This window comes from Serratia sp. MMO-28, from assembly GCF_037199905.1.
Classification (GTDB): domain Bacteria; phylum Pseudomonadota; class Gammaproteobacteria; order Enterobacterales; family Enterobacteriaceae; genus Chania; species Chania oryzae.
Window position 1 is genome coordinate 205,539 of the sequence record NZ_JBBCVB010000006.1, and the last position, 25,968, is coordinate 231,506.

19 protein-coding genes are annotated in these 25,968 nt (G+C 48.0%); 3 read left to right on the top strand and 16 right to left on the bottom strand.

What is annotated here, in order from left to right; translation table 11 throughout:
* Nucleotides 1-181 precede the first annotated feature (181 nt).
* The 16 genes from WG891_RS07595 to WG891_RS07670 form a co-directional block, all read right to left on the bottom strand.
* Entirely contained in the window at nucleotides 182-3,310 is a 3,129-nt protein-coding gene (locus WG891_RS07595; protein WP_337262262.1) for an autotransporter outer membrane beta-barrel domain-containing protein, read from the bottom strand.
* 32 nt (nucleotides 3,311-3,342) lie between these two features.
* Entirely contained in the window at nucleotides 3,343-4,185 is an 843-nt protein-coding gene (locus WG891_RS07600; RefSeq protein ID WP_337262263.1) for a hypothetical protein, read from the bottom strand.
* Nucleotides 4,186-4,717: 532 nt separating this feature from the next.
* On the bottom strand, nucleotides 4,718-6,796 hold the full coding sequence (locus tag WG891_RS07605) for a fimbria/pilus outer membrane usher protein (protein WP_337262264.1): 2,079 nt from the start codon (nucleotides 6,794-6,796) through the stop codon (nucleotides 4,718-4,720).
* A 216-nt stretch (nucleotides 6,797-7,012) separates the two neighbouring features.
* Nucleotides 7,013-7,447 carry a hypothetical protein gene (locus tag WG891_RS07610; RefSeq protein ID WP_337262265.1) on the bottom strand — a complete coding sequence of 145 codons (435 nt, stop codon included), beginning with the start codon at nucleotides 7,445-7,447 and terminating at the stop codon, nucleotides 7,013-7,015.
* Nucleotides 7,448-8,129: 682 nt separating this feature from the next.
* A complete protein-coding gene (locus WG891_RS07615; RefSeq protein ID WP_337262266.1) occupies nucleotides 8,130-9,647 on the bottom strand; it encodes a Na+/H+ antiporter NhaC family protein in 1,518 nt (505 codons plus the stop codon).
* A 310-nt stretch (nucleotides 9,648-9,957) separates the two neighbouring features.
* On the bottom strand, nucleotides 9,958-11,061 hold the full coding sequence (locus WG891_RS07620; RefSeq protein WP_337262267.1) for a baeRF11 domain-containing protein: 1,104 nt from the start codon (nucleotides 11,059-11,061) through the stop codon (nucleotides 9,958-9,960).
* 1,009 nt (nucleotides 11,062-12,070) lie between these two features.
* Nucleotides 12,071-12,256: a YlcI/YnfO family protein gene (locus WG891_RS07625; protein ID WP_337262268.1), complete on the bottom strand. Its 186-nt coding sequence runs from the start codon at nucleotides 12,254-12,256 to the stop codon at nucleotides 12,071-12,073.
* A 114-nt stretch (nucleotides 12,257-12,370) separates the two neighbouring features.
* Nucleotides 12,371-12,847 carry a hypothetical protein gene (locus WG891_RS07630; protein WP_337262269.1) on the bottom strand — a complete coding sequence of 159 codons (477 nt, stop codon included), beginning with the start codon at nucleotides 12,845-12,847 and terminating at the stop codon, nucleotides 12,371-12,373.
* 163 nt (nucleotides 12,848-13,010) lie between these two features.
* On the bottom strand, nucleotides 13,011-13,598 hold the full coding sequence (locus WG891_RS07635; RefSeq protein WP_337262270.1) for a helix-turn-helix transcriptional regulator: 588 nt from the start codon (nucleotides 13,596-13,598) through the stop codon (nucleotides 13,011-13,013).
* Nucleotides 13,599-13,810: 212 nt separating this feature from the next.
* Nucleotides 13,811-14,935 (bottom strand): hypothetical protein, encoded by a 1,125-nt coding sequence (locus WG891_RS07640; protein WP_337262271.1) that lies wholly within the window; start codon nucleotides 14,933-14,935, stop codon nucleotides 13,811-13,813.
* A complete protein-coding gene (locus WG891_RS07645) occupies nucleotides 14,932-17,550 on the bottom strand; it encodes a fimbria/pilus outer membrane usher protein (protein ID WP_337265198.1) in 2,619 nt (872 codons plus the stop codon). Before WG891_RS07645 ends, WG891_RS07640 begins: the two co-directional genes overlap by 4 nt.
* An 83-nt stretch (nucleotides 17,551-17,633) precedes the next feature.
* Nucleotides 17,634-18,458 carry a fimbrial biogenesis chaperone gene (locus WG891_RS07650; protein WP_337262273.1) on the bottom strand — a complete coding sequence of 275 codons (825 nt, stop codon included), beginning with the start codon at nucleotides 18,456-18,458 and terminating at the stop codon, nucleotides 17,634-17,636.
* The gene (locus WG891_RS07655; protein WP_337262274.1) at nucleotides 18,455-19,204 is read right to left on the bottom strand and encodes a fimbrial biogenesis chaperone; all 750 of its coding nucleotides are present in this window, start codon (nucleotides 19,202-19,204) and stop codon (nucleotides 18,455-18,457) included. Before WG891_RS07655 ends, WG891_RS07650 begins: the two co-directional genes overlap by 4 nt.
* A 9-nt stretch (nucleotides 19,205-19,213) precedes the next feature.
* Nucleotides 19,214-19,774 (bottom strand): fimbrial protein, encoded by a 561-nt coding sequence (locus tag WG891_RS07660; protein WP_337262275.1) that lies wholly within the window; start codon nucleotides 19,772-19,774, stop codon nucleotides 19,214-19,216.
* Nucleotides 19,749-20,465: a fimbrial biogenesis chaperone gene (locus WG891_RS07665; RefSeq protein ID WP_337262276.1), complete on the bottom strand. Its 717-nt coding sequence runs from the start codon at nucleotides 20,463-20,465 to the stop codon at nucleotides 19,749-19,751. Before WG891_RS07665 ends, WG891_RS07660 begins: the two co-directional genes overlap by 26 nt.
* 70 nt (nucleotides 20,466-20,535) lie before the next feature.
* Nucleotides 20,536-21,090: a fimbrial protein gene (locus WG891_RS07670; RefSeq protein WP_337262277.1), complete on the bottom strand. Its 555-nt coding sequence runs from the start codon at nucleotides 21,088-21,090 to the stop codon at nucleotides 20,536-20,538.
* 1,203 nt (nucleotides 21,091-22,293) lie between these two features.
* Here WG891_RS07670 and WG891_RS07675 point away from each other — a divergent pair.
* The 3 genes from WG891_RS07675 to WG891_RS07685 all read left to right on the top strand — a co-directional run.
* Nucleotides 22,294-23,745, top strand: coding sequence for an EAL domain-containing protein (locus WG891_RS07675; RefSeq protein ID WP_337262278.1), 1,452 nt, complete (start codon nucleotides 22,294-22,296; stop codon nucleotides 23,743-23,745).
* A gap of 372 nt (nucleotides 23,746-24,117) precedes the next feature.
* The gene (locus tag WG891_RS07680) at nucleotides 24,118-25,635 is read left to right on the top strand and encodes an amino acid permease (protein ID WP_337274579.1); all 1,518 of its coding nucleotides are present in this window, start codon (nucleotides 24,118-24,120) and stop codon (nucleotides 25,633-25,635) included.
* Between the two features lie 15 nt (nucleotides 25,636-25,650).
* On the top strand, nucleotides 25,651-25,968 hold a 318-nt coding region (locus WG891_RS07685; RefSeq protein WP_337265089.1), incomplete at its 3' end, for an arginine deiminase family protein.

Sequence of the window (25,968 nt, forward strand, 5' to 3'; positions counted from 1 at the left end):
CCTGACGGCTAAATCTGCGAGGAAATTCAACCCGTTATGGCCCCGAGCCTCAGGCATGACCGGCTTTCTTGGCTCGGCCCCAGCAAGTACCAAACCGCAGTGGTATCGATGGGGCCGAAGGTGTTGCAACATCCACAGCGGGTAGGCTCAGGCCGCTGCAGCACGGGGCTTGTATACCGAGTTAGAAGTTATATTTCACCCCCAACATTGCAGTTGTATCACTGTAACCTTTGTTGCCTACCTGCTGGCCAACATTGCCCCACAGATTCACCTGCTTGCTGAGTTGCCCTTCCACACCCAGTTTCAATTCACCAATGTTCGCAGCGCCCGCTTGCTTGACGCTGACCCCATCCATATTGCTGCCAAAGTCCTTGCTGTTGTGTACCCAGTTGGCCTCTACAAATGGCTGGAACACCCGCTCTTTGCCCTTATCCTGATCGCTATAACCATTGATAAAGGCTTTCACACCCAGGCGAGTCTGGATATTGCCATCCCCTTCCCCCTTAACCCAGGTACCATTCGCTTCGCGATGGTCATCGGCCTTCACTCCCATCCAGGTTAGCTGTGCTTTCGGCTGGATGAAATAGCGCATATTTTGCGCCGTATTCTCCCCAAGCTTAAAGGTATAACCACTTTCAACCGACGCCGTCACCCCTTTCGATTTGTACTCCTCGCTCGACATGCCCTGGCTGGTAACGCTGTTGTCGAACCAACCGTACTGCGCCCAGCTATCGACATACCAGCCTGATTTATCAGCCGCATTAGCATACCAGGTGCCATAAACTCCCACGCTGTAACCGTCTACCGACCCTTTCGCATCGTAATTGGACTGATGTGAAGCTGTGTTGCTCTTGCTATTGCCGTAACCCGCCATCAGCCCCAGATGGTAACGGTCCAGTCCATCATGGCTCCATTGGGCAATATCCCCGCCCAGCTGCAGCACATAACGGTTGGCCTGGGTGTTCAACTGACCGCTTTCATCACGGGAGCGATTATGTCCGCCTTCATTACGCAGCCACATACTGGTGACCTTGTGTTCGCCCGTCAGCACGTCAATGTACTGTGTCTCACCCAACCGATCATGCAAGCGGGTCACAAACAGGGTGTTGGCTGCCGCCAGGTTAGTATTGTAGGCCCCGGCTTCAGGACGGATATCTAAACCGCCATCGCGCGATTGGCTGGTAAGATACCAGTTAACCGCCGTATCAGCCGCCGTGCCGCGCGCCAGGGTGTAATCGTAGGCTCCCGCCACAATGCGCCCGGCCTGAACAAACTCCCCATCTGACTGGCCGCCGACCGTAATGACTTCGATACCGTTGAGCGTCTGGGCCCCGCTACCGCCAGCATTGACGATCTGCACCCGGGTGGTGCCCGCAGTGTCACCTTTCACCACCAGCTTATCCGTCAACGAACTGTCATCTCCCAAGCGGGTATTCATCACCAACAGGCCGTTGTTACCCACATAGTTACCCGCAACATCCAGGATCTTGAAGCCACCTGCGCCAGGGGCGACAAAGTTCAACGTGCCGCCGTGAGCCAGAGTGGCGACCTGAGAGTTGGCCGTCATATTCCACTGGCTGGCACTGTCGATAACCACATCCGTCGGGTCAATCCACCCCGTCAGGCTGGCACCGTTAACCAGGCTCAACTGGCTGCCGCTCTGCCCCACCACATTGCTGGTTAGCCGGGCTCCTCCCGTAGTGCCATCCAAAATCAAGCTACCCGCCTGCAGTTCAGTATCCCCCACCCAGGCGGTATCGCCGCTCAGGGTCAGGTTGCCAGCCCCCTTCTTGATAAAGGTACCGTTACCGGTGATAGCGCCCGTATACAGGCTGTTATCCGCCGCGGTCGTATTCATCACCGTCAGCGCCGCACCGTTTAACTGGATCTCACCACCGCTACCGGCCAGGCGGTTAAACTGCTGGTCATTCCCCTTGAGGTTGACGATGCCACCATTGACGATGACGTCGCTGCTGGTGGCAATACTGTTGGCAGTATTAAATTCCAGTACCCCATCCTTAACGGTCGTGGAGCCGGTATAACCATTTTGTGCCGACAGCACCAAACGCCCTGCGCCGTCTTTCACCAGACTCTGCCCGTCCCAGCCGCTGGCAAAACCACCATCCGGCACCGGTTGGTTATTCAACGCGATATCGACATCAAATCCTGTTCCCTCATTGAGGGTAAAGCTGCCGGTGGCCGCCTCTTGCCCACCCTCTGTCCAGGCCAGGCGGAAGCCCAATTCATAGTCGAATCCGCCATTGGCAATATCGACATGCCCATCATGCAGCAGGTAATCCAGGCCGGTTTGCTCCAGGGGTTGGTTAACAAAGTTCCCTGTGATGCCGTCCTGGGTATGCAGCAGAATATAACCCATGCTGGTCACGCTGCTCGCTTTGGCTGGATCTTGCGTGTCGGAGAAGCCATTGACTATCAGCGTACCGCCAAGATTGGCACTTTGGGCTACGATGTCCGGCGATGCTCCCAATGTCACATTCAGCGTCGCTCCGTCAGCCTGAGTGAACACTCCCGCCACATTAAGGGTCGAATTGTTCATTCCTATCGTCGTCGTTGCATCCGCCTGTGTAGTGTAATTCCCCAACGTGGTAGAGGCGTTTGCTTGTTCGAATTGCAGCGTGCCCTCCTGCACATCAACGCTGCCAAACGCATTGTTGGCAGTCAGCGTTAATTTGCCTTGCCCGATTTTAACCAGGCGACTACTGGCTAAGCCGCCGTCAGTGATGGTGCCAGCAAAGGTGGTATTGTCTGCAGTGGTAGCGTTATTCGCCGTTAATGTTGCCCCACTGAGTAAAACAGTACCGCCAGCCCCGGCCAGACGGTTGGCCCGTTGATTGTTACCGGCCAAGTTGAGGGTGCCGCCATTAACGATAACGTCTGAACTGCTGGCAAAGACATCTGTTACCCCCGTTTGCAACGTGCCCGCATTAACAACGGTTTTTCCTGTATAAGATTGGGCTGTACTGACGTTAGTGGTACCTGAACCCGCTTGTGTGATCCCCCCGGTCCCCGAAATTAAGTTGGCAAAGGTAAGCGTGTTTGAGCGGTTGAATGCCAAAGTGCCATTATTGATGATGTCGCTGGTGAGACTCCCTGTGGTACCACCTGAACCGATTTGCAGCGTTCCACCAAGATCAATAAGCGGTAGAGCAGTGAGATTGGTAACAGTATTAGCAATGGCTAAAGTTCCCTGAATAACATGTAGACCCACGTCATTCAGCGTGCCGTTCAGTATCCATTGCCCTGCACCATCTTTAGTAAGCGTTTGAAAGTGGTTAATACTCCCGGCCAAGGTATCGTTGGAGCCTTCAATACCCAGAAATGTTAATGAGTTTGTTCCGCCCCCCCCCCATCAACCCTACCAGTCACCGTGGAGCCGTTATGAAAAACCAGGTTATCAGCCCCCCCTCCCAGAGAAAAGTGACCAATAACTGAAGAGCCAGTGTAGTTAGTGAAATTCAGCCCATTAGAACCGCTTTCTCCAATAGCAATACCTGAGCTTGCATCTGTTTGAATCGTTCCATAGTTATTAATAACGTTCGAAGCACCATTGGTCTTATTCTGCAACCATATAGCTGAGCTATTTTTGGCATAAATAAGGCCATAATTGGTTATGGTATTAGCAAAACCAGCCGGATTAATGGCTTCAACTTGTCCCGACGCGCCCACTGAGCGTACTTGGGCACCACTCTGAATAAGCAGCGTGCTCAAACTGCCGAATTCAATAGTATTGTACCCTGTTCCCCATGGCCCAAGCGTGCCTGCACCATCCCCATTATTCTGTACAAAAGCGTTGTTACCAATAGTGATAACAGCACCATTACCAAGCGAGATCGCACTTCCGATGGTATCGGTGATATCGATCTGTGCAGACGGGGTAATGTTGAGGGTAACATTGTCGAGCCCTGGCCCAGTGCCAACGGGGGTACTTTGTACGTTGCTGGTATCACAAATCGTGGTGCCGTTGCTCACAGGGCTCGGTAAGCAAGCAGCGAAAATAATGTTAGGGAAAGCCATTAAGGACAGTATCGCGATCCCGACATGAACACGCCGAGTCGTCTTCGATAGCCTGGAGGAGCAACGTAAAATTTGGTAGACCGCATGGCTTATCCGTTTAATAGGGAACACCATCAGGGTACATGGAAGGTTTTTTTTAACTACATTCATTTACATATGCCTATTGAAGTGAGAAGTAGTCAGTGTATAAGTAACCACAGTTGAGCAAGGCCACTACAGGAGTCACTATTTAATATTAGTTTAATATTTGATAAAGTAAAATCAACTCAAGAGAATGCTCAACGCTATGCTATTAAATATTACACGCATTATTGTCTCGTCATCGTTTACGTCTTATTTTTTCTAGTGCTCTGGTCTTCAGTATATACCCAAATAATTCGAGTTGCTTGTAGGCGGCAACTGAGTGAAGCCCTGGGAGCATAGATAAATTATGTGACCAGGGTGAACGAAGGCAGCCAACACCCAAGCAACTTGAAGTATGACGGGTATTGTGTATTCATTTTACCAGCCTACATAACAATAGCTTAGCGTGCAGTAATGAGAGTAACACCGGCATATGAGAGAATATAACAATTAAATAACATGAAAATCTCTTTTCCGCTAAGAGTATAACCTCCAAGACCCCCAAAGTGATTCAATCAGTTAAAAACTGTACACCCCTACTTCAAAAATCATTGACCATCTATGGAACATCCTTTAATTGATATTTTCTCAGCACGATTGCCCCCTCTGCAGGATAGATATTCTCATCGTTTGCGATCATTTTTCCTGCAGGCAGTGTCATTTGATCAATCGCAATTCGATTATCACTGTAGGCCGCAAGATTACTTACAATCGCACATCCCTGACTATTCGTGGCTAAACCGATCTGGTTGATGATGCCAATTCCTGGCTCTTGCTCAATACAGGCAATACCAAAAGTATCACCGACACGCTGCCCCAGAGTAATGCCTTTGGGATGCAAGACTACGCTGCCGCTTTGGTTGTAGGCTATTCTCTCACGGTCAGGATTTTTCATATATCGCAACGTAGTATCGCCCGCGCTGTATTGATAGTTAGCGAAAGCCGCTGTCTCATGATATCGCTCATCATAACTACTGTTATAGGTAAAGCTTGAATCACGCAACGCAGATCCTGAAACCATAATTGATTTTGTCATCTTGCCATTGTAGCTATTCATCCCAGGCTGCAATCTTATACTGCTATCTTCAAAAATATTTAATGGAATGCCTACAGTTATATTTATGCTGCGATTTTCACTATATGTACTGCCTTTGATATACATAGCAAACGCTGAATAAGTGATGCCTTTATGCAATAGGGTAACACCAGCATTAAGCACCGTCATTCTGTTCCGATCGCGATCCCAATTATTTGAAAGAGAACTGAATAGTGCTCCTTGCTGCAAATTATATTGTAAACTGGCTTCCAACTGGTATTGACGATTTGCATATATCTTTGATAGAAATGGGTAATCTTGATCTTCTGCTCGCGTATCCACATACTCTGTGAGCGAAAGATATTGACTATTCGGGTAAAAAGACCCCTGAATATTCGTAGTTAATTGCCCACTCAGCATTCCTACAGCATAGCGCGTTTTAATTACATCACCATACTTACCTTCATTACTGTTATTTCGGTAGCGTACGCTTTTATAATCAACAGAGAACAAACCAGCCTTGTGCAAATTAAACCCAAGCCCAAATGCGCTGGAAAAATAATTATTACCATAGAGATAACCGCCATAAGCTGATACTGCCTTGGTAAGGCCATAAACGGCTGTCAGCTGCGAGTAAGGTTTCCCTGCTGCGGTATCCCAAACCTCAGGATGAGTTTTCCCGACAAAAATATCATACTTCACGTTACCTTCTGCTGTGATTGTCGGTAAAACTAACAGCGGGATTGTGGTTACCGTTACCGTGCCGTCAGATTCCCGTACCATCATCATCAATGAGTTTTCAGAATCGGCAACTTCGACATTTTTAAAACTAAAACTGCCTGGTTTAACACGCTTTATAAGTAAAATGCGGTTACCTTGCTGGAGGGTGACTTCAGCAGAGGTGCGCGCAACGCCTTGAATATGGCCCATCACCGGGCGTTTACCTTTAGGTAACAGCCGGTCATCACTATAAAAAGCAACGCCTGTACGTGGATTATTACTAAAAATATCATTACCGCCACTGCCATCACCCAGTTTTAAGACAGACCTGGCAGACAGTAGATTACGGCTGACAGAGAGAGAGTCATTAAGCCAGCCTTTCTGCTCTTTTCGCTTATCGTAATGACCGCTATGCCTTAGCATCCAACCGCTTAAGTTGGCCCCGGAATCAAGCTGGTAATTCTCTCTGGTGCTATTTTGGTTATTATTATGCTCGTCTGTATGTTCTATTTCATAGTTGATAAATGCAGCATCCATACCCTCATCAATTTCATCACTTTGCTTCTCTTCCTGAATTTTTCTGATCACAACCAAATTGAACTGCTCAAATTGGTTAGTACTAAATCCTGCATCGTTCAACTCAGTAAACGTAGTACAGTTTCGGCCCTTGGCAAGCAGGTTTTTCAGTGTGGCTATTTTTAACAGTGCCGTATTGTCAATGCAGCCATCATCATCAACCGTGGTAAGAAACGTTTTACCCAAGGGCTTTAACTCGAACATGAGGTTAATGCGTTGTGAAGGGGTTGCAAATGCCGTAAGACTAGTGAGTATGAGTGTAATAAACAAGCCTCCCTTTTTTAATACTATGAATTTCCTTTTCACTCTAAATCCAATCATTTCTCTTCACTAGACATATGACAAATAAAAAAGAACGAAGTGAATATATACACTTCGTTCATCTATTATTAAATTATACCCAAAGCCATCTAAGCGACAGAGCCGTTAATAGTCTCCCCTATAAAATCAGAGTTTCACTATGACGAAAAGACAGTTGCTGTCTAACAGACACTCAAATGATTTAAGATGTATATTAAAACATTATTTTATATAAGGCTTAACAATAGCAACTTTGCTGGCGCGAAGTTGAGTAATCCGGATGATATTTTTATTCTCATCATCTAGCATAGAGTAGGTGCTCCAAGCAATCATGCCTTCACGATCAAAATCGTTATTATTATTGATGTAAGCCTGAGCTTTCTTCGCCAGTGGAGCCATCTCTTTCTCGTTCATTTTCATCGATGCCGCATCGATAGCCATGGCCTTTTCTGCTGCATTAACAGAAAGAGTACAGGTGCCACCCGGTACCACCATTATATTTTTATCCTTCTGCGGCACGGTCGCTGATGTCAACATTCTTCCACAGTTAGTGAGGTTATTATCAGCCCACTCATAACCGCCTACTGGACCTCTGGCAGAAGCATTGGTCACAAAACCTGCAGCAACTAACAACATTAATACTGATTTGATTTTCATATCACACATATCCATATAGTCTAAATTAATAGAAATAAATATTGCAAAAACTCAATAGCAGTCATCACACCCATTATAATGAGCTTATAGAAAAATCGTGGTGACCTTGTTTACTTTATGGGTTATTGCATCCTAAAAAGAGAGATGAATATAAGTTTTCAACGGCATTGTGTCAATTGGGCACAATCCCAGTAAGCGAGTAAAATTTAATCATGCTATAAATCATCAGAAAACCCTGAAAAGACCAGTAAAATTGGCAATTAAATAAACAACATGTTTAAATATCATCACTCAGCGAGACTAATCTTAATTATAAATTCAATGAACTCACCATTGATGAATAAAAAATTAATTTTCACAAAGGTTTTTCTTAATCAATTATCTTACTAACCAGTCGAATTTTAGCCTATTTTTATTTTCTAAATTCACTATACATCACCACGGTCACAAGGAGAATAACAATCAGTCGCAATTGTTTTTCATTGAACGTAACTCCGTAGATCGTGGAATAAAAACCTTTACCATTTACTAGCCATGTGATTTTAATTGATAACATTTGTATTAACTTGGCCGATAAGAAATACATTGTAACTTATCAGCCAAGTTGATGTAGAGATGTAAATAACTCTCCACATCATTTTACCAAAAGGATATCAGCAATTTATTCTATCAATTACGTTCATTACCACTGAGTAGGCTTACAACCAGGCACCTTTCCTTTTGAGTCGTTTTCCAATACTACAATAGGTATTCGGCGGATATTTATACCGATAATGCCTAATACCAGCGTCATTAAAGGTGCAACGACATTAAATACGGCAAACGGCATATACCCCATAGTTGAAACCCCCAATACAGCCGCCATGTAGGCTCCGCACGAGTTCCATGGAATCAGAGGGGAAGTGACAATACCGGCATCGGAAACAATACGTGACAGATTTTCAGGTGCAAGCCCACGTTTAGCGAACTCACCGCGAAATAGGCGCGTCGGCAGCAGCAGAGCAATATACTGGTCGCCAGCGGCAATATTTAGCCCAAAGGCAGTTGCCACAACAGAAGCAAACAGGCTACCAATACCTTTGGCTCGCAATAGCAACGGAGTAACCAGTTTATTGAGCAAACCAAAGTCATCTACCATGATCCCAAAGGTAACTGCCCCGATGATCAACCAAATAGTCAGCAACATACTGTCCATACCACCACGAGAAAGCAAAGCATCGATCTGCACCATCCCTGAATTCTCTTGAAAACCACTTGCCATCGCCAGCCAAATGGCTTTAACCGCAAGCAATGGCGCGGCTAAATCAGGTTCTGCGACAAACCGCACGATTACCTGTGGTTGCATAAAAACAGCCATTACACCGGCCAGCAACGCCGAACACATAATCGCCAGTGAGGCCGGTACTTTGCATACCGATAACCCCAACAGAAAAATTAGCGGTAACAAATTCCACGGTGTTATGTGGAAAAGCTCACTGAATCGGGAAAGTTCATTGTTGGTGACAGTACTATCAAAACTGCTGTGCTGATTGATACCAAAAACAATGAAAGCAGCCAACGCGATGGCACCGGCAGGAATGGTAGTCCAAAGCTGTGCGCGAATATGTGTATACAGAGGTACATCATTCAACTGAGCCGCCAACACGGTGCTTTCCGACAGCGGCGAGATTTTATCACCCACGTAAGCACCAGAGATAATCGCTCCAGCAGTGATCTCCGGCGATAGCCCCAGCATGTTAGCCAACCCTACCAATCCAACGCCCAATGTACCTGCCGTTGTCCAAGAACTGCCGATACTCATAGACACAGCCACACACACTAGGAAAGCGATAGGGAAGAACCAGTTCGGCGTGATCATTTGGATACCATAATACACCATGGTGGGGATGGTTCCGGACATATTCCAAGTTCCGATCAGCGCCCCTACGGCAAACAGAATAAAAATTGCCCCCACAACGGTTGAAATACCTTTACGCCCTGATTCGGAGATCTCATCCCAAGTATGGCCATTCTTTAAAATGACTACAGCAGTAATCATAGTGCTAAGAATGATAGCCACTTGTAAGGGACCGCTGACAGCATCAAGGCCAAACAGGGTAACAGAAGAACCGACCAAAATGATCAGGGAAAATACCGGAATCATTGCATCAAGATAACTGGGTTCCCTCACCGTACGAGGGGGTTTGAGATCAATAGCCATAATCACTCCATAGATAAATGCGACAATAAGATTGCCGAAATTTTAAGAATGTTGAACTGCTACACTTTAAATAAATTTAGTTCAAAGAAAGCCAACATGGTGTACGCAGGTATATTTTGAAATTTTACCCGTTGCCTGATAAATGGCATACTCAGCAGATATTCATCCAAAAAATCATTAATTCAAAAAAATCATAAAGAAACACCCAGCTAACCTATTGTTAGCAGGGTGATAATCTTTAACCTCTACGGGCTCAAACCAATATCAAGTCCCTCAAACCGAGCCTGAGATTTTGTAATTAATACAATTTTTACAGTGGATAGCGTAATATTGCATTCAGATCGGCACCATGTGGTAGATCTTTGCTTCTAACTGCTAATACTTTGGCTCCAGTCGCAAGAGCACGTTTCGCGATCTCATCGATCACACCGTAACTGATCTCATCATCACTACCACTGAAGGTAATTAACCCCTCATCATCAATGCTACCGTTCACACTGCTATCGATATTAATTAATAGCGTATCAATAGCACCAAAGGTCGCGGCACGCGCTGCATCAGATAGTTCCTGTGTTACCCGCCGTTCTCCTGCTCGAGTTTCAAAACGTGCTTTCAAAGCATTTAACTGAGCTTGGTAGTAATTTTCTAACAATGGCCGAACCTGAGTTACTAATTCAGACACCCCAAGATGTTCAACATTACTTGAAAGCGTTTCATTGGTAAGATTTGGTAACGAGTTGGTCGAACGATAAATTGATGCTAATGGTTCCGTACTGACTAAAATAAGCGGATAATCATGATTGGCAAAAATTGGCCGTAATGCTTGATCTATTTGCCGCGTATATTGTGCCAAGCGAACTTTATGGTGAACCGCACCGTGATGATGATCGTTTAACGCAGCATCCCCCATTGCGTCACGTTTACGCGACGGCATATTTGGAACCGTAACCTCTAACGCTGGCACATCAGCGAAAAACTCGATCAGACGCGCCTGATTTTCCGACAGCGCCAATATGTAGGCTGAATGAGGGAATGTAAGCGCCCGCAGTAACGGCTTAAGATAGAAACGTTCCCCCACCTCAAGCTGGTTAGGCAATTCATTCGCTAAGCGATAAGTCAAAATACTATCCGGTGTTGCCAAAATAACCAGGCTACGGGCATGCAGATCCCAAAAGTCCGGATCCTCCAAAACTGAGAGAAGCTCTTCTTCCAATAACACCAAGCGGCGTTTATCCAAACCTTTTTCCGCTACCTGTAGCAAAGCCTTTGTAATAAAATTGCCCAACTGAATTTTACTGGCCTCCAATTGTTGACGCAGAGGAGATGTTTCAAGATAGATAGATATGCAGGCATCAGAGCGAACATCGGATAAACGAGAAAACTCTTCACTGCTAGGAATATCAACATACAGCATGTACTACCTCGCGAAATTATAGTGGGTGAGATTGTATGGTTTATTCATTCCGTACAATTGGAACAGTTATATCTTTATTCACTATACTCTTTATACTTCAAGTTGCTTGAGTGTTGGCTGCGTTACTCGGCCCATCTAGGGCCTCGCCCTTCGGGGCCACTGCAAGCAGCGTACAAATCGGTCAAAGACCGATTTGTCATTCAGCTGTCACCTACAAGCAACTCGAATTATTTTGGATATAGAACCTAGTCATACAGATTTTGTGAAATTTGAGTATAGTCCAAAAACTCGAGGCAGCCAGGAAATCAGGGTAATAATATAGTCATAATGAAAAACATCCAGGTCACAGAACCAGCCAACCCCCCTCTTGCACACTATAATTTCAGCTATTGCAAGGATAAATCAATAGCATTATTAGCGGAATTTTAGGATACTTTAAAAAGGCAACATCTGGCGAAGATACACCAGCATTTGTCAATGTCGGTTCTCTTGATTTATCTTAGCGACGCAACCATTCAAGCCTGATACGGCTTAGAAGCTAAAAAATAGTGTATACATAAAGGCAAAGTGATTCGCTCAACGTAAAGAAGAGAATGTATTATTAATACTTGCCGAGTTATATCCATGGCCATAGGACCAGAAACTCTGGAGTTGACTATCAATGTGATGTTTATTAGCATAGCAACCCTTCAGCTAAAAAATCTCAGCTATTTTCCCTACATTTTTATTTAATCTTTCGACTTTATTTTCTTGCAGCAACAGTGATTTCGCCGTGATTTCGGCAACCGATAGCGGCATAGTCTTCTGTAATGTAGATAGAATGCGACAATACTGATAAAAAACAAAATCAACAAAGTTATCAAAAACCCCATACACCCTCACTAATGATAAAAAAGTTATAGTGGACAGTATTTCAAATTCAAGGATAGAAAATTATGAGAATTGTAACTTTAGAGAAAATTAACATATATATCCAAAAGTTAACTCTGGATACACATGTTATATAAAATTAATCTATAGAATTTTGCCGCTCTTTTTTACGAAACCTTCGTTCAATCTCTGACCGAAGAGCAGCAACGATAAACTGCCCCGTACTTTCACCCGTTTTTTTTGCTTTTTCCATTGCATCAATAACGTCATGAGGCGTCCGCGCCTGTACTTTTTTTGACTTAGCATTAATTGCATTGTTTGCCATTGAGGTCAGCCCTTACGTTATACATACACCTTGTAAATTATTATCCAGAAAAATAAAATGAATAGTAGCAATGGAATAGAAAAGTCCTCCAAAGTCATTCAAAGTCATTCAAAGTCATTCAAAAGATGATGCAATAATATCTCCTGTATCAGCATTGAAAATGCAAAAATATTTCAATGGCATTTGCATCCCAAAGCCATTTATAAATCTAGCATTCCCCCCAAATACTTGTATTTCTTTTTTGCCCTCCTTAAACCATAAGTAAGTTGTAAATATCTCGCTTGGCGAACGGCTTATCCAAATATAGCTAAAGGTTGCTTTATGTTCAAGCTCTAGCTGACATTTTACAACTGGATTATGATGATTTTTTGCATAACATTCAGGACTAGAATTACATGATGCACTCGTTGCTTCCTCAATACTCCATGCATGAAAGGATAGACTGCCAAAAACCACAAGAAACATACCTACATATACAAACAAAATCATACATACAAAATTTTTTCTACGTAGCATAGACATATAGTTAAGTATCTTATAAACCACAAAAACTATTACAGTAAAAATAAATACGAGTATGAAGGTTTGCATATTGTAACCACCCTTTCTAAGAAGCCTTATATAGACATAAGTGTGATACTAAACAATAGTATATCTGGACGTATTTATGCTTTACATGGAGTTTTGACAACTACTTGTCAACGGCGTAATGAGGAAGACGTTCAACTACCTATTTACTGCTTGCCATATTACTTTACAAGCCAAGGATCATTACTCCATACAATGAACTCACTCCTAACTTTACTAATGCAGCACGTTTATAGTGGCTTACCGTCTTGTAACTCAACCTTAATTCTGATGCAATCTGCTTCAGAGTTTTTCCTTTTAATAAAGATTTAATCACAACCTGCTCCCGTGTAGAAAGTTTCAACATATTTTCTTTATCAGTAGAAAAACGATTTTCGACTATATCGAGCAGTTGGTTCTGCAACGTTGATACTGATACTGTAGCACTATATACAGCTCGAGCATTAATCATTTGCATTAGGTAATTATTCACTCCGGCATGACAATTACTCGGAGTCAACAAAATCACGCTAACTTTATTCCATCTATTGATATTATCAATCAACTTGAAAACCATTTCGCCAGTAGTTGAATCAAGCAGAACGATAAGAATATCAATGCCAAGCTGTATACAATCTTCATGACTGAGCCAACTTACAGGTAAACTCACAACTTCCGTCATCTCAAGCAGTTCGGCATGAGAACTGATAACATGCTCCAACCCTGCGAGGGTGAACTGGCAATTACTACTCAACATAATTTTCCATTTTTTCATATATACTCTCCCAGATATAAAAGATGGAATTTGATAAAATTTGCTTGCATTTAAAAAACAAACCTATATATCTTCCATTAAGCAAGCCTGTCTCAATTAAATATCACCAGCATTTCTGCTGATACACCAACGGCAACCACCAGGGCTAGCCGTTGATGCTACAAACCACTGTAGCACGCATGCCGTTGTTATGACTGTGGCACGATTACCTATTAGTTAAATGTCACCAACACCTCTGCCGATGCATTTACAGCACCGGTCGGAAGGTTGCTCCCCCCGGAGCACAATCGCCAGGTCACATTATTACTGGTTGTCTTGCTGGTTTCTGCGCTGGTCATATTACCCACCTTGAGCTGGGTATTATCAAAGGGTATTCCACTAGTTCCTGTACAGGCCCCGCTACCAGTAACACCGTTATCAATTTCACCCGTGATATAACCGCCCCCCTGTGTCAACGATAACCAGGAGGGGGTAGCATTGTAATTACCGCTGAGGGCGCGGAACTGCACATTGATATTGGCATTGACACCACTCGCTGCATCCTGTGTACAGGACGTACTCAGCGGGTAGGTTAGCTTTGCCAATTCGGTACCGTTTTGAGTATTGCGTTGGACGCTACCAAAGTTGATTTGCGTCGTGGTCATAACCGTGCAGATGAGCGTGGAGATACGTAGCGCGATATTACTCGGAAAAATCTGCACATACTTACTGCCAGCCGAAGGACTATTAGAATAACTGCCTGCGTACATAGGCTTGACATCAATACTTTGGGAAGTCTGCGTACCGTCTGCCACCATCACCCAAGTTCCATAGATACGAGCATTTCGAGAACCTGTTGCACTATAGAAATTGTTGGTTGAATTCATTCTTGGAGGCAGGCACCAATATAAAGAACCCAATGGTGTGCCAGTGATTGGATTGGTAATGTTATACCCTGAATTAGTTCTTCCTCCAGTCTGAGGTAATCCAATTGTTCCCGTCAAAGTCTCCTGGGTGTTATTGTATAAAGTATAAAATGCGTAGCCTACCGCCCTCGGGATTAGCCCTACACCGGGAGCAATTTTATAAGCGTTAAAGCCAGCAATAGAGGTGAGTCCCCCACCTACTATATTATTTAAACATGCATTTGATAATGGAGATATAACAAGTAACCCGGCAACATTATTCAACAGACTGTCCCCCAAAGCTCCGCTCATTGTGACGTCAAACGGCATCCCCTCCCAGACAATCCCTGTTCCCTTCCCTATCGTGATGGTCTCCGCACCAACAGGTTTCCCGCCCATCACCAGCAGCATCAGGGCTGCCACGCTTGTCGCTGCCTTTGCCATCGCTCTCATCCCCGTCCTCCTTCACAGCGCACCACCAACGTGCGTATTGGGTTGTTCTTTGACGCCACCGTCGCCCCTTCCAGACTGTAGGCCGCACGACACTGCTGCCCCACATCCTTGCCCCAGTTCACCCACAGCCTTCCCTGCTCCGGCAACCCGCTCAGGTAAACCTGACCATCGTCTCCCACGATCCCGGTATTCGCCTCACTCCCCGGTGCCCCTTCCACCGTCACCAGTGCACCGAACGGTACCGGCGTTTTACCCTGCAACAAGGTCACCAGCGCCTGATAACCAACCCGCGTCGCAAAGTTTGCCAGTACTACCGCTCCCTTCGTCGGGTACACGTTCACGCTCGACTGCGTCAGGTCCACATCATCTGGCAGCGTCGCCGGATTCAGGCTGATGCTGTTGGCTTGATAGTTCGAGAGGTACGGCACCACCGCATACCCCCGACCATCCGTCTGCACGTTACCACCGTTCATCACCTGGGTACCTGCAGCCCCCGGCGCACTCACCACCGCCACCGAACTCCCCAACATCTGGCTCAACGTCACCCCGCCTGGATGCACAAGAATGGCACCACTCCCCCCCAGGTTGAGCGACCGGTTACTGCTGCTGTAGCTGTACCCCCCGTCGACCATCCCCTTGCTACCCTGGTAACCAGCGTTCAAGGTGCTGTTGCTGCTGTTCTGGCCGTTCGACCACCCTTGCATCACGCTGTAGGACATCCGGTCATCCAAAGCGTTTCCAGTGATACCGGTCTGTTGTTGTACCTGCCCGTGATTATCATGGGTCATCTGGTAGCTGGCATAGGCCCGGCTCAGCGTTGGCACAGAACTGAACAGGCTGAACGGCACCTGCACGTTCAGCGACACCTGACGGTTCTCCGGCCAGTCGCCGTTATCGCCCTTCAGCCGGTCAATGCTGTAGGCCAGCCCATAGGTCACCCCGCGATAGCTGCTGTTGTACCCCGCCGACACCATATTCATCACCTTGTCATTCCCCCAGTAGTCATTGCGTGACGCCGACAGGTACAGGGAGCCCCATTTATCGAGTTGCTGGCTGACCCGCATCTGGAATGCAGAACGCTGACGCTCCAGTGCCCACGGTACCTGGCCATCACGCAGTGCAAAGCCCAGGTTGTTGAAATCCGCAAAACTGTAGTAGTGACGTGTTGAATACCGGTACGCCGTCAGGTCCACCGACGTGCCGGTTTCCAGCAGGCTCTTAGCATAACGTACCCGGTAAGAGGTACCCGACTGCCGCTCATCCTGCCCCTGCAGTTTGGCACTCGACGTGGTCACGTCCGCCGACAGGGCACCAAAGTGCCCCAGCGAAATCCCACTCCCCGCCGCCACGGAGACATAATCTTTCGCCATCAGGGTGCCGCCATAGAGCGTAACGTTGCGCGGCAGACCATAAATTGCGGTCCCCTGCACAAAGGTCGCCTCCCGAGAGCCTTCGGTAATACCCCCATTGTAACGTCCTGCAGTCAGTTCATACTTGAGGCTGCCAGGACGACGCATCACTGGTAGTGAGGAGAACGCCACGCTCTGCGTAAGCACCGTGCCGTCGCTCTCGGTGATGGTCACCGTGAGGTCGCCACCACCGCCTGTCTGGAACAAATCCTCGATACGGAACGGACCGGGCGCCACATAGGTCTGGTAAACCACGTTGCCGTTCTGACTTACCGTCACCCTGGCGTTGCTCTGGGCGATACCGCTGATGACCGGCGCAAAACCCCTCAGGCTGTTGGGCAGCATCTCGTCACTGGAGTTGAGCCGCACCCCACGAAACATTACGCTATCAAACACGTCGTTGTCGGTGCTGTTCTCACCCGCCAACACCTCCGAACGCCAGGCAGGGATGTCGCGTTGCAGGTAGGTATTGCTGAAGTTCGTATGCCGGGTGGTCTGCGACATCATGCCTTCCAAATCACTGGTATTGCGCGTGGTAGTCAGGGTGCTGCGCAGACGCCATGCCTGCAGGTTGGCCCCGCCCTGCACCGTGCCGAACAGGTTGGTCTGGGTGCTCCCCCCCATGCCTGACTGGGCACTTTGCCAGTTACGCCCACCGTTGACGTTGTAGTTGAACAGCAGGGCAGGCACCCCCTCGTCCCACAGCGCGGGGGCGACCGAACCCTGAGCATTGGACTGCATCGCCACCTGTGGAATGCTGAGGTCCAAGCGCAACTGAGCAAAATCGAACTTCACCTGCGACTCAGGAATAAGCACCGACAGGTCCTTCACCGGTTCGCCCTTCGGCAGCCCAACAAAGGTGGGCAGGACTTCAGTATTAACACCCTGTTCATGCAGGAATGCTGGCGTCAGTTCCGGCTGTATCTTCCCGTTCGCATCCGCCTTGAACACCAGCGTATGCTGACCGCGGTCCACCTGGTTGACAAACAGGCTGACGGTATAGGTTCCCGGCGGGATTTGCCCAGACGTTTCAAAACTGCCCAGATCCACCGCCGTCTCCTGGACTCCGCCCAGTGACAGCAAACCCGGGTCAAAGTAGTCCCGCGCCAGAACTGGGCTACCGCTGACCAGCAGGGCCGTGGCCGTCAGCGTAGGCAGCAGCACCTTCTCCGGCTGTCGTGTTTTTGCCGTCTTCATCATTCTCATTATTGTTATCGCATCCCTAACGAAAGTCTTAATGCAGCACCTCTTCTTCCCCTTGCGACATATGTTTGTCACACTGGGAAAAACTACAGTGAACGCTGTTGGATGGGGGTATCCCAGCCATCCTCATCAATCAGTTGCCACGTCACACTCCCTGTTGCTGCCGCCGGAAGGGAATAAGTCTGCTTCCCGAAGGGGGGTACCATCAGGCGCAGTTGCGCCTTGTCCAGGGATGTCCTCCCTACCGTCAGCCGGGAGAACGTCAGCCAGTAGGGTGTCGGGTTGTCGGCAATAAGGCGGTTTCCCTCGCGACGAAAACGCAGCTTCGACGCTACATCGGTGTCGACCAGAGCGCGCTTGTTCAGCCCTTCCGGGCGATAGAACACCTTGAGGTTACTGACCACCGTCAGCACCATCTGCTGCGTATCCCCACCGTGCGCTTCCGGGGCCTGTGGTGGAATGGCCTTCATGGAAACAAAGAACACCGACTCCCGGTCCAAGGGCAGTGCTTCACTACTGCGCCGGATGCGCAGGGTCAGTTCCCCATTGGCTTCAAGACGGGCCAGCGGTGGCGTGACGATGAAAGGCATTGACTGCGCAGCCTCTCCTTTATCGCTCATGTCTACGTTGCCGGTCACCGAGTCCACAGGACGTATACGCGACTGCATCAGGTAAGGCCGGTCGGTCTTGTTATAGGCGGTCAGGGTGACACCCTTCTTCTCGCCTTCGGGATAAATCACCCGCAGGACATAAAAGGAAATCCCCTTCGGTTGGGTATTGCCGGACGTGGTCGCCTTTTCGGTTGCCACAGGAGCGGCCTGTACACCTGTCAACAGGAACATGGTCAGCAACGGAACCGCGCCCCGGAGACAGGCGCGCAAGGGGGAGAACAAACGAGGTAACAGAGTCATGATGTTTCCTGTGTAGATGGAACGGCCTGTCGGCAACTGGCAGACAATCCGCCGTAGTCGGTGACAATCTGCCAGTCGACCTGCCCTGACGCGCCCCTGATCGGATAGTGCCCACTCCCGAAAGGGGCCAGCATCGACGGAAACGCATCCAGATTGACCGGCGTGCCGTTGAACGTCAGGTGGCCCAGCGTCTGAAAATAGGGCGTCGGATTCTCCACCCGGAGCCAACCGGGTGCCAGCATGAACCGCAACCGGCAGGCCGTCGTTTCCACGCCCTCCTGCAACCCTGCCGGGCGATAAAACAGCTTGATGACAAACCGCATGCCCATCGACACCTGCACGGGCGAGGTGTCTTTCCCTTCCCGTGCAGGAATGGCCAGCACCGACAGGTAATACACCGACTCACGGTCTTCGGGACGTTCATCGCCCTGTGCCACGATACGCAACAACTGACGGCTGTCCGGCTGCAGGGTAAACAGTGGCGGCGTCACCACAAACGATGCCGCCGTCGTCTCGCCCGGTGCCACCTGTACCCGGCTCTGTATAAGGTAAGCCCGGCTGTCGGTATTTTTTACCGCCAAGGTCTGCGCCTTGTCGGTGGACACAAACACCACCCGGGTCTGGCTCAGGCTGATGCCACCTGGACTGCCGGGCAACGGTGCGGCCAGTGTGACCTCGGTAGCAAGCAGCAGGCCACCGACCACCACCGCGAACACACCGCACGGGCTGAAAAGAAACGTACACATGGTTTTGCCTCAGCGATAGGCCAGACTGAACGTGACGCGGGCAGTCACCCCCCCGACCTGCACACTGCCACACCCCGTGCTACCACAGGTCATTCCGGCATAAAATGCCAAGCTCTGGTCAACCGGATTGACGCCCTGCGCCGCCAGGGTGATATAATCATTATTCTTAATTTCAGTCGCACTGTAGGACGGTTGGGTGTCCGTTTTAACCAGCATCACCCCGACACCGGTCGCCTCAGAGTCCGCGGTACGGAACAGCCAGCGGCCGTCCTGTGTCACCCCATCTCCGGTGATGCTGACCACCGGCGTCAAGGCCGCATTCGTGCCACTGCAGTCCTGTACTCGCAGCGTAAAGGGCTGGGCGGCGACCAGCGTCGCGGGTTTAAGCTGCTGTTGAATGATGGCCCCAAGCACCAGCGTACTTCTGTCGAGACTAAAGGTGCAGGTACCCGGCATTAACAGGGCAGAGAAGTTGAGCGTCACTGCCCATACCGGCAGGGTGACACTGCATCCTAGGACCAGAGCGCCCAGCAACAGAACGGTATTACGGCAGGGATTGAGTAAACGCATTCACGCCCCCTTCATCGTTGATGGTCTGCCAGCGTAACTGGCCAGCCACTGTCGACATAGGGAAAGTATGGCTACCAAAAGGCGCCAGCATCAAGGCGGCCGGCGTATCCAGCTTCAGCACCTGCCCACCGACCTGAACACGGGCAAAGCTGACAAAATACGGCGACGGGTTGCTGACCTGAAGCCCGCCACTGACACGGGTAAACTGTAGGCCCTGCTGTGCCGCTCGTGACGACGAAGGCAACGAGGCCGGACGATAAAACAGCTTGATAATATTGCCGACGCCAAACTGAGCAGTGCCATGCACCCCCGCCCGCTGACTGCCGGACTGCGGTGTCGCACTAGCCGGGATGGCACTGGCATGAAAATAGAAGACCGACTCACGGTCGGCTGGCAGGCTCGCGCCCTGGGCGACAATACGCACCTGGTTGACGCTGTTCGGCTCCAGACGAAACAGAGACGGACGAACCATGAACGGCGCCGGGCTGTAGCCCTCCTGCGACGCACTCACACGGGCCTGTACCAGATAGGGCTGACTGGCGAGGGTATTGCGCACGGTCACGCTGATGCTGTCGGCTCCCTGCAGGTAAATCAGCCTGGTGGCGTTGATGCCAAAGCCACCAGGCTGGGCAACGACAGAAAACGTGACCAGGGAAGACAACATCGATAACAGCACGAGAATGCGGGGCATGTCACAGCTCCTGAACATCGGATGACTCTTGGAAAAAGGTAGGCCGAAGCCCACCTGACAAAGCAGACAATCAGTTGTAGGCAAAGCTGAACAGGATCGGGGCATTGACCGCGCCGATATCGGCCCCCGAAGAGGCTGTAGATGCCAGGCCGGCCGTCAGGCTCAGCGTCCGACCATTGAAATCAGCGGCTGACGGCGTGGCTCCTGCCGTCGCTACCGTCAGTTTTTCGCCGCTGGAGATATAGGTCCCCGCAGGTGCAGAAGCCTCACGCAACATCACGCCGGTGTTGGTGCCGGTGTTGTTGAACATGTTCGGGTTACCACCCAGGGTCTGGCCGGTCACCACCAGGCTGGCGGTGTCGCCCGCTGCTACCGGAGACTCACAGTTGCTCAGGCCCACGGTGAATGGATGCTGACTAGCCGGAACGGGCGTGGCCACACCGGTAAACTGGCTCGGCGTATAGTTACCCAGATCCAGATTGTTGGTGGACAGACTGACATCACAGGTGGCAGCAACGACAGTACCGGTAATGGTGATCTGGGCGTTGGAAGCCGCCTGGGCGCCATTTACTGCTGTCAAAAGTAACAGAGCTGCTGGGGTCAGAGTTAATAGAGACTTGCGCATTGTACATCCTTATAAAGTTACATAGTATGATATTTCCGGATTTCCGGAGCAGAGGCATGACTAAATAAGCCACACAGGTAAACCGACCTCAAAAATTGAGGTCTATTTACTTTATTACATAATGTTTTATCCACAACTGTAGCTATGCAGGTTAATTTAACCAACATTAGTTAACGCAGTAATAAGTCGCATATTACAACCGTAAGGATAGTAATATTAGGCAAATTAAAAGCACACCAAAAGCACCTCATTTGCCATAGTGAATGATTAGTGTTTTTGCTGTTATACAACCACAGAAGCATTAACTTACTTTCACAATAATAGACTAATGACAAAAAAAAGTTAAAACGTTTATTTCGATCGATTTATAACTATTTGATAGCTTTTATCTATCACAATTAATTTTTTGATCACTAATAACGATCAACATTTCCAATAATCTGTATTGACAAATTTTTTTATTTAAACAAAAAAACAAAAAAATCAATTAATTTAAATTAATTGATTGAAAAATAAGAATAAATAAAAGCCTTACAAAGTGTATGTGTAAGGTTTCGAATCATAAGAAAAATCCCTGTAAAAAAAATATTTCGATCTTTTTTTTAAAACTTTCGCAACAAAATGCAAGGCGCGCAGAAGCAAGATTCATTAGAAAATCTAAAAATCATGAGCATCTGGAAGTGAAGCATTAAGTAAAATAGGTGATTCATGCCGTAGTAAGCACCTTTAAGACAATAAAGAGCAACGATGCAGGAATATAGCACCTCTCAATTGGAAATTTCGCTAGGACCAGTACTAATCACCAGGTGAAAAATACGAAAAAGAAAGGGTGCGATGAGAAAAAAATGGAGGAAAGATATTAAAAATCCTGCACAGGTTTACTGGCACATAAAAAAAAGACTGCTACACTCCATTTCGTACATTACTTTATAAAACCCTGAATAGGGGAAAGATATCATGTTGTGAGTTGTTTCATATAACGCTCACACGGGTATCCGAGACACTTATTGAATAATAGTAGCCAGTAACAATGCCTTAGATAATTTGTATACTCGAATAGTAATACACAAGCCATTCTAGAGCAGATCACTAACTGAAAATGTTGTATCCAAATAATGCTTGATTACGACATCTACTAAGCATGTAGGTACACCGAATTTTAATCACCTTAGCGAAAAACACTCAAGGTTGAGGGAATTGAACGTGGCGGATAAATATGTTTTTCAACAGGTTAAGAATCATAAAATCGTGCCCAACGGCAAAGAATGGAGCAACAAGAAGCCAATGACTGCTGTCGGATCTCTCATTATTAAAGACAGGCTTGCTCAGGAAACCCCATCCACACTGATTAATCAGGATCTCATCACAGACCAACCAAATCGCCACACGATTCAGAAGTCGATTAGTGAGGCTATCTTGAAGTACCATGACAGCGATATTGGACTCTTGTATATCAACCTTGATAACTTCAAAAAAGTGAACTGTGCCTACGGGCACCTATTCGGCGATCGCCTATTGGCGGAGGTCTCACACACTCTCCGCAATTGCCTCAACAATGGTGAAATGCTGGCTCGCCCCGGAGGCGATGAATTTCTGATTTTGGTCTACCAAGCTACGCCCCCCCTGTTGCAAAAAATCGCACAGAGGATTATTAACCGCTTGGCCTCCCCCTTTAAGATCAACCAGATTGAAATTTACATCAGTTGTTCTATCGGTATTTCCCTGTGTTCAGAACAAAGCGGTGATCTCGACAGCCTGATGCGTCATGCAGATACCGCCATGTATAGCGCTAAAAAGCACGGGAAACACAGATTCAGCATTTTTTCACCGACAATGAACCAAAGTGTTGCTGAAGATATGTGGCTGGACACCAACCTGCGCAAAGGGCTGGCCCAGAATCAACTGGTGATTTACTACCAACCTAAGGTCTGTAGTCAAACTGGCAATGTATACAGCGTAGAATCACTGGTACGTTGGAACTCACCTGAGCGTGGCCTGATCTCGCCATTGCAATTTATTCCTTATGCTGAAGAGTCTGGACTGATTATCCCGTTAGGACGTTGGGTACTACAAACGGTTGCCAGACAGGTAGCTCACTGGCAACGCCGTGGAATTGACCTGCGTGTCGCGGTGAATCTCTCTGGCCAGCAGTTGGTGGATAATTGCGTTATTAGCGACCTTCTCGAAGTACTGGAAGAAAATCAGCTCACACATTGCCCACTGGATTTTGAACTGACAGAAAGCTATATGCTCGAAAATGAAGAGCACGCTTGCGAAGTGATTACACAACTGCGAGCACTTGGTGCACGGATACATCTGGACGACTTCGGTACAGGTTACTCGTCTCTCTCCCAATTGATACGACTCCCTCTAGATGCCATCAAGCTGGATAAGAGCTTTGTACACGGCGTGGTTCAGCAACCCAAAACACAAGCCTTGGTACAGGTTATCGTGACTATCGCCAAAACATTGCAATTTCGGGTCATTGCCGAAGGCATTGAAACCGAAAGTGAGAGCCAGTTTCTCGACTGCGCAGGCGTTGATGAGAAGCAGGGTTTTCTGTTTGCGCCTCCGATGCCTGCTGAACAACTGGAACATTGGTTGCTCTGCTATATACCTGTACCAAAAAGAAATTCTGATACATTTACCACCTAACGAAAGCAGTACCACAACTCATGCTACGAGTTGGAGGATAACTCGGTTCAGCTTCTGACAAGGAAAAGGGTACGTCAAAGGCAGTTCATCAAGGATGAAATGTACCAATGACCGACTGCCATAGCGGATTATCACAAAATGTTGGCATTTAAATGGATGATAAAAGCCATGCAACAAATCATCAGAGGAGCTGGAGTGTGTCATATAGCTAAAAAAGCCTGAAACCATACTGAGAATATCACCCAGGAATATTCCATATACGAAATGCGTTTGTGTATTTCAATTGGGGTGTCTTTCTGCACTGCTGTCTATAGCAGGGTATTTCATAACACATCACTGAATTGACGTAGTATCAACTCAGTAAGGAAAACTATGACGAGTTCATCAACGAATAAACTGTCCCTATGGTCTCTTACCGCGTTGGTGGTGGGATCCATGATAGGTGCCGGGATATTTTCTTTGCCGGCAACCTTCGGGCGCGCAACGGGTGGGTTTGGTGCCATCATCGCCTGGTGTATTGCGGGTGGTGGTATGTTAATGCTGGCCTTTGTTTTCCAAACCCTGGCTCAACGTAAGCCAGACCTGGACTCTGGCGTATTTATTTATGCCAAAGAAGGATTTGGTGATTATCTCGGCTTTGCTTCAGCGCTTGGGTTTTGGGCAGGTACCTGTATTGGTAACGTCTCCTACTTTGTGCTGATCAAATCAACCCTGGGGGCATTCTTCCCACTATTCGGTGATGGCAATACTATCCCGGCGGTATTAGTCGCCTCCGTTATTCTGTGGGCCTTCCATATTCTGGTATTACGTGGCGTTAAAAGCGCGGCGACCATCAATACCATTGCCACTATCGCCAAAATTCTGCCGATCATCCTCTTCGTTATCGTGTTGATTTTTGCCTTTAAGGGCGATGTCTTTGCACTCAACTTCTGGGGATCCCCGCAGAGTCCAGACTTAGTCAACTCGGGGGATTTGTCACTACTCAACGACTACGGTCTTGTTGGTCATGCAGCGATGGCGACTGTACCAACGGTGGAGCCAGAGTCCCTGTTCAGCCAGGTACGCAGCACCATGCTGGTCACGGTGTTTGTCTTCCTGGGTATTGAAGGGGCCAGTGTCTACTCCCGTTATGCTAAAGAACGCAAACACGTCGGCATTGCAACGGTGATGGGGTTTATCGGCGTACTGTGCCTGCTGGTGCTGATCACCATGCTGTCTTACGGCGTGATGTTACGCCCTGATTTGGCTGCGTTGCGTCAACCTTCCATGGCCGGTGTACTGGAAGCCATTGTCGGCCGCTGGGGGGCAATCTTCATCAGCGTCGGTCTGATTGTTTCCGTGCTGGGTGCCTATCTTTCCTGGTCACTGCTGGCGGCAGAAGTGCTGTTCTCCGCCGCAAAAAGCAAAAGCATGCCAAAGGTGTTTGGTACAGAAAACAGTAACGCGGTCCCTTCTTCCGCGGTCTGGTTAACCAACATCACCATTCAGGTGTTCCTTATCCTGACCCTATTCAGCCAGTATGCCTTCCAATTGGCGCTTGAACTGACCAGTTCGCTGACCCTGATCCCTTACCTGCTGGTTGGGGCATACGGGTTGAAGCTGGCCTGGATCGGGGAAACCTACGAAAAAGATAAAACCGATCTCAAGAAAGACCTGATTATTGCGCTGATCGCCACGTTCTACTCACTGTTAATGCTGTATGCCGGAGGGATGAAATATCTGTTGCTGTCGGCCATTATCTATGGCCCAGGCACACTGTTGTACATTACGGCCAAACGTGAACAGCAGGCAAAAGTGTTCACACCGGCTGAAATGGGGCTCTTCATTATCGTTATGGTCGCCGCAGTGGTTGCAATCTACAGCATTGCAACAGGCGTTATTACTATCTGATTGAGGCAAGTCATTATGTCGACTAAAAAAAAGACACAGGCTAAGTTTGGTGTACATTCAGAAGTAGGGAAATTACATAAAGTGATGGTGTGTGCGCCGGGTAAGGCGCACAACCGGCTGACGCCAAGCAATTGTGATGAACTGCTGTTTGATGATGTGCTATGGGTTGAGCGCGCCAAGCGTGACCATTTTGACTTTATGACCAAGATGCGCGAACACGGCGTGGATGTGGTCGAAATGCATAATCTGCTGGCAGAAACGCTGGCACTGCCTGAAGCCAGAAAGTGGATCCTCGATCAGCAGATCGTGCCCAATGAAGTGTCGCTGGGTATT

What these genes read in the sequence shown, in the direction of transcription:
- WG891_RS07650 (WP_337262273.1), bottom strand. Translation starts at nt 18,458, where the DNA reads ATGACTCTGTTACCTCGTTTGTTCTCCCCCTTGCGCGCCTGTCTCCGG.
- WG891_RS07615 (WP_337262266.1), bottom strand. Translation starts at nt 9,647, where the DNA reads ATGGCTATTGATCTCAAACCCCCTCGTACGGTGAGGGAACCCAGTTAT.
- WG891_RS07625 (WP_337262268.1), bottom strand. Translation starts at nt 12,256, where the DNA reads ATGGCAAACAATGCAATTAATGCTAAGTCAAAAAAAGTACAGGCGCGG.
- WG891_RS07655 (WP_337262274.1), bottom strand. Translation starts at nt 19,204, where the DNA reads ATGTGTACGTTTCTTTTCAGCCCGTGCGGTGTGTTCGCGGTGGTGGTC.
- WG891_RS07630 (WP_337262269.1), bottom strand. Translation starts at nt 12,847, where the DNA reads ATGCAAACCTTCATACTCGTATTTATTTTTACTGTAATAGTTTTTGTG.
- WG891_RS07680 (WP_337274579.1), top strand. Translation starts at nt 24,118, where the DNA reads ATGACGAGTTCATCAACGAATAAACTGTCCCTATGGTCTCTTACCGCG.
- WG891_RS07640 (WP_337262271.1), bottom strand. Translation starts at nt 14,935, where the DNA reads ATGAGAGCGATGGCAAAGGCAGCGACAAGCGTGGCAGCCCTGATGCTG.
- WG891_RS07610 (WP_337262265.1), bottom strand. Translation starts at nt 7,447, where the DNA reads ATGAAAATCAAATCAGTATTAATGTTGTTAGTTGCTGCAGGTTTTGTG.
- WG891_RS07620 (WP_337262267.1), bottom strand. Translation starts at nt 11,061, where the DNA reads ATGCTGTATGTTGATATTCCTAGCAGTGAAGAGTTTTCTCGTTTATCC.
- WG891_RS07665 (WP_337262276.1), bottom strand. Translation starts at nt 20,465, where the DNA reads ATGCCCCGCATTCTCGTGCTGTTATCGATGTTGTCTTCCCTGGTCACG.
- WG891_RS07670 (WP_337262277.1), bottom strand. Translation starts at nt 21,090, where the DNA reads ATGCGCAAGTCTCTATTAACTCTGACCCCAGCAGCTCTGTTACTTTTG.
- WG891_RS07600 (WP_337262263.1), bottom strand. Translation starts at nt 4,185, where the DNA reads ATGAATGTAGTTAAAAAAAACCTTCCATGTACCCTGATGGTGTTCCCT.
- WG891_RS07645 (WP_337265198.1), bottom strand. Translation starts at nt 17,550, where the DNA reads ATGAGAATGATGAAGACGGCAAAAACACGACAGCCGGAGAAGGTGCTG.
- WG891_RS07635 (WP_337262270.1), bottom strand. Translation starts at nt 13,598, where the DNA reads ATGAAAAAATGGAAAATTATGTTGAGTAGTAATTGCCAGTTCACCCTC.
- WG891_RS07660 (WP_337262275.1), bottom strand. Translation starts at nt 19,774, where the DNA reads ATGCGTTTACTCAATCCCTGCCGTAATACCGTTCTGTTGCTGGGCGCT.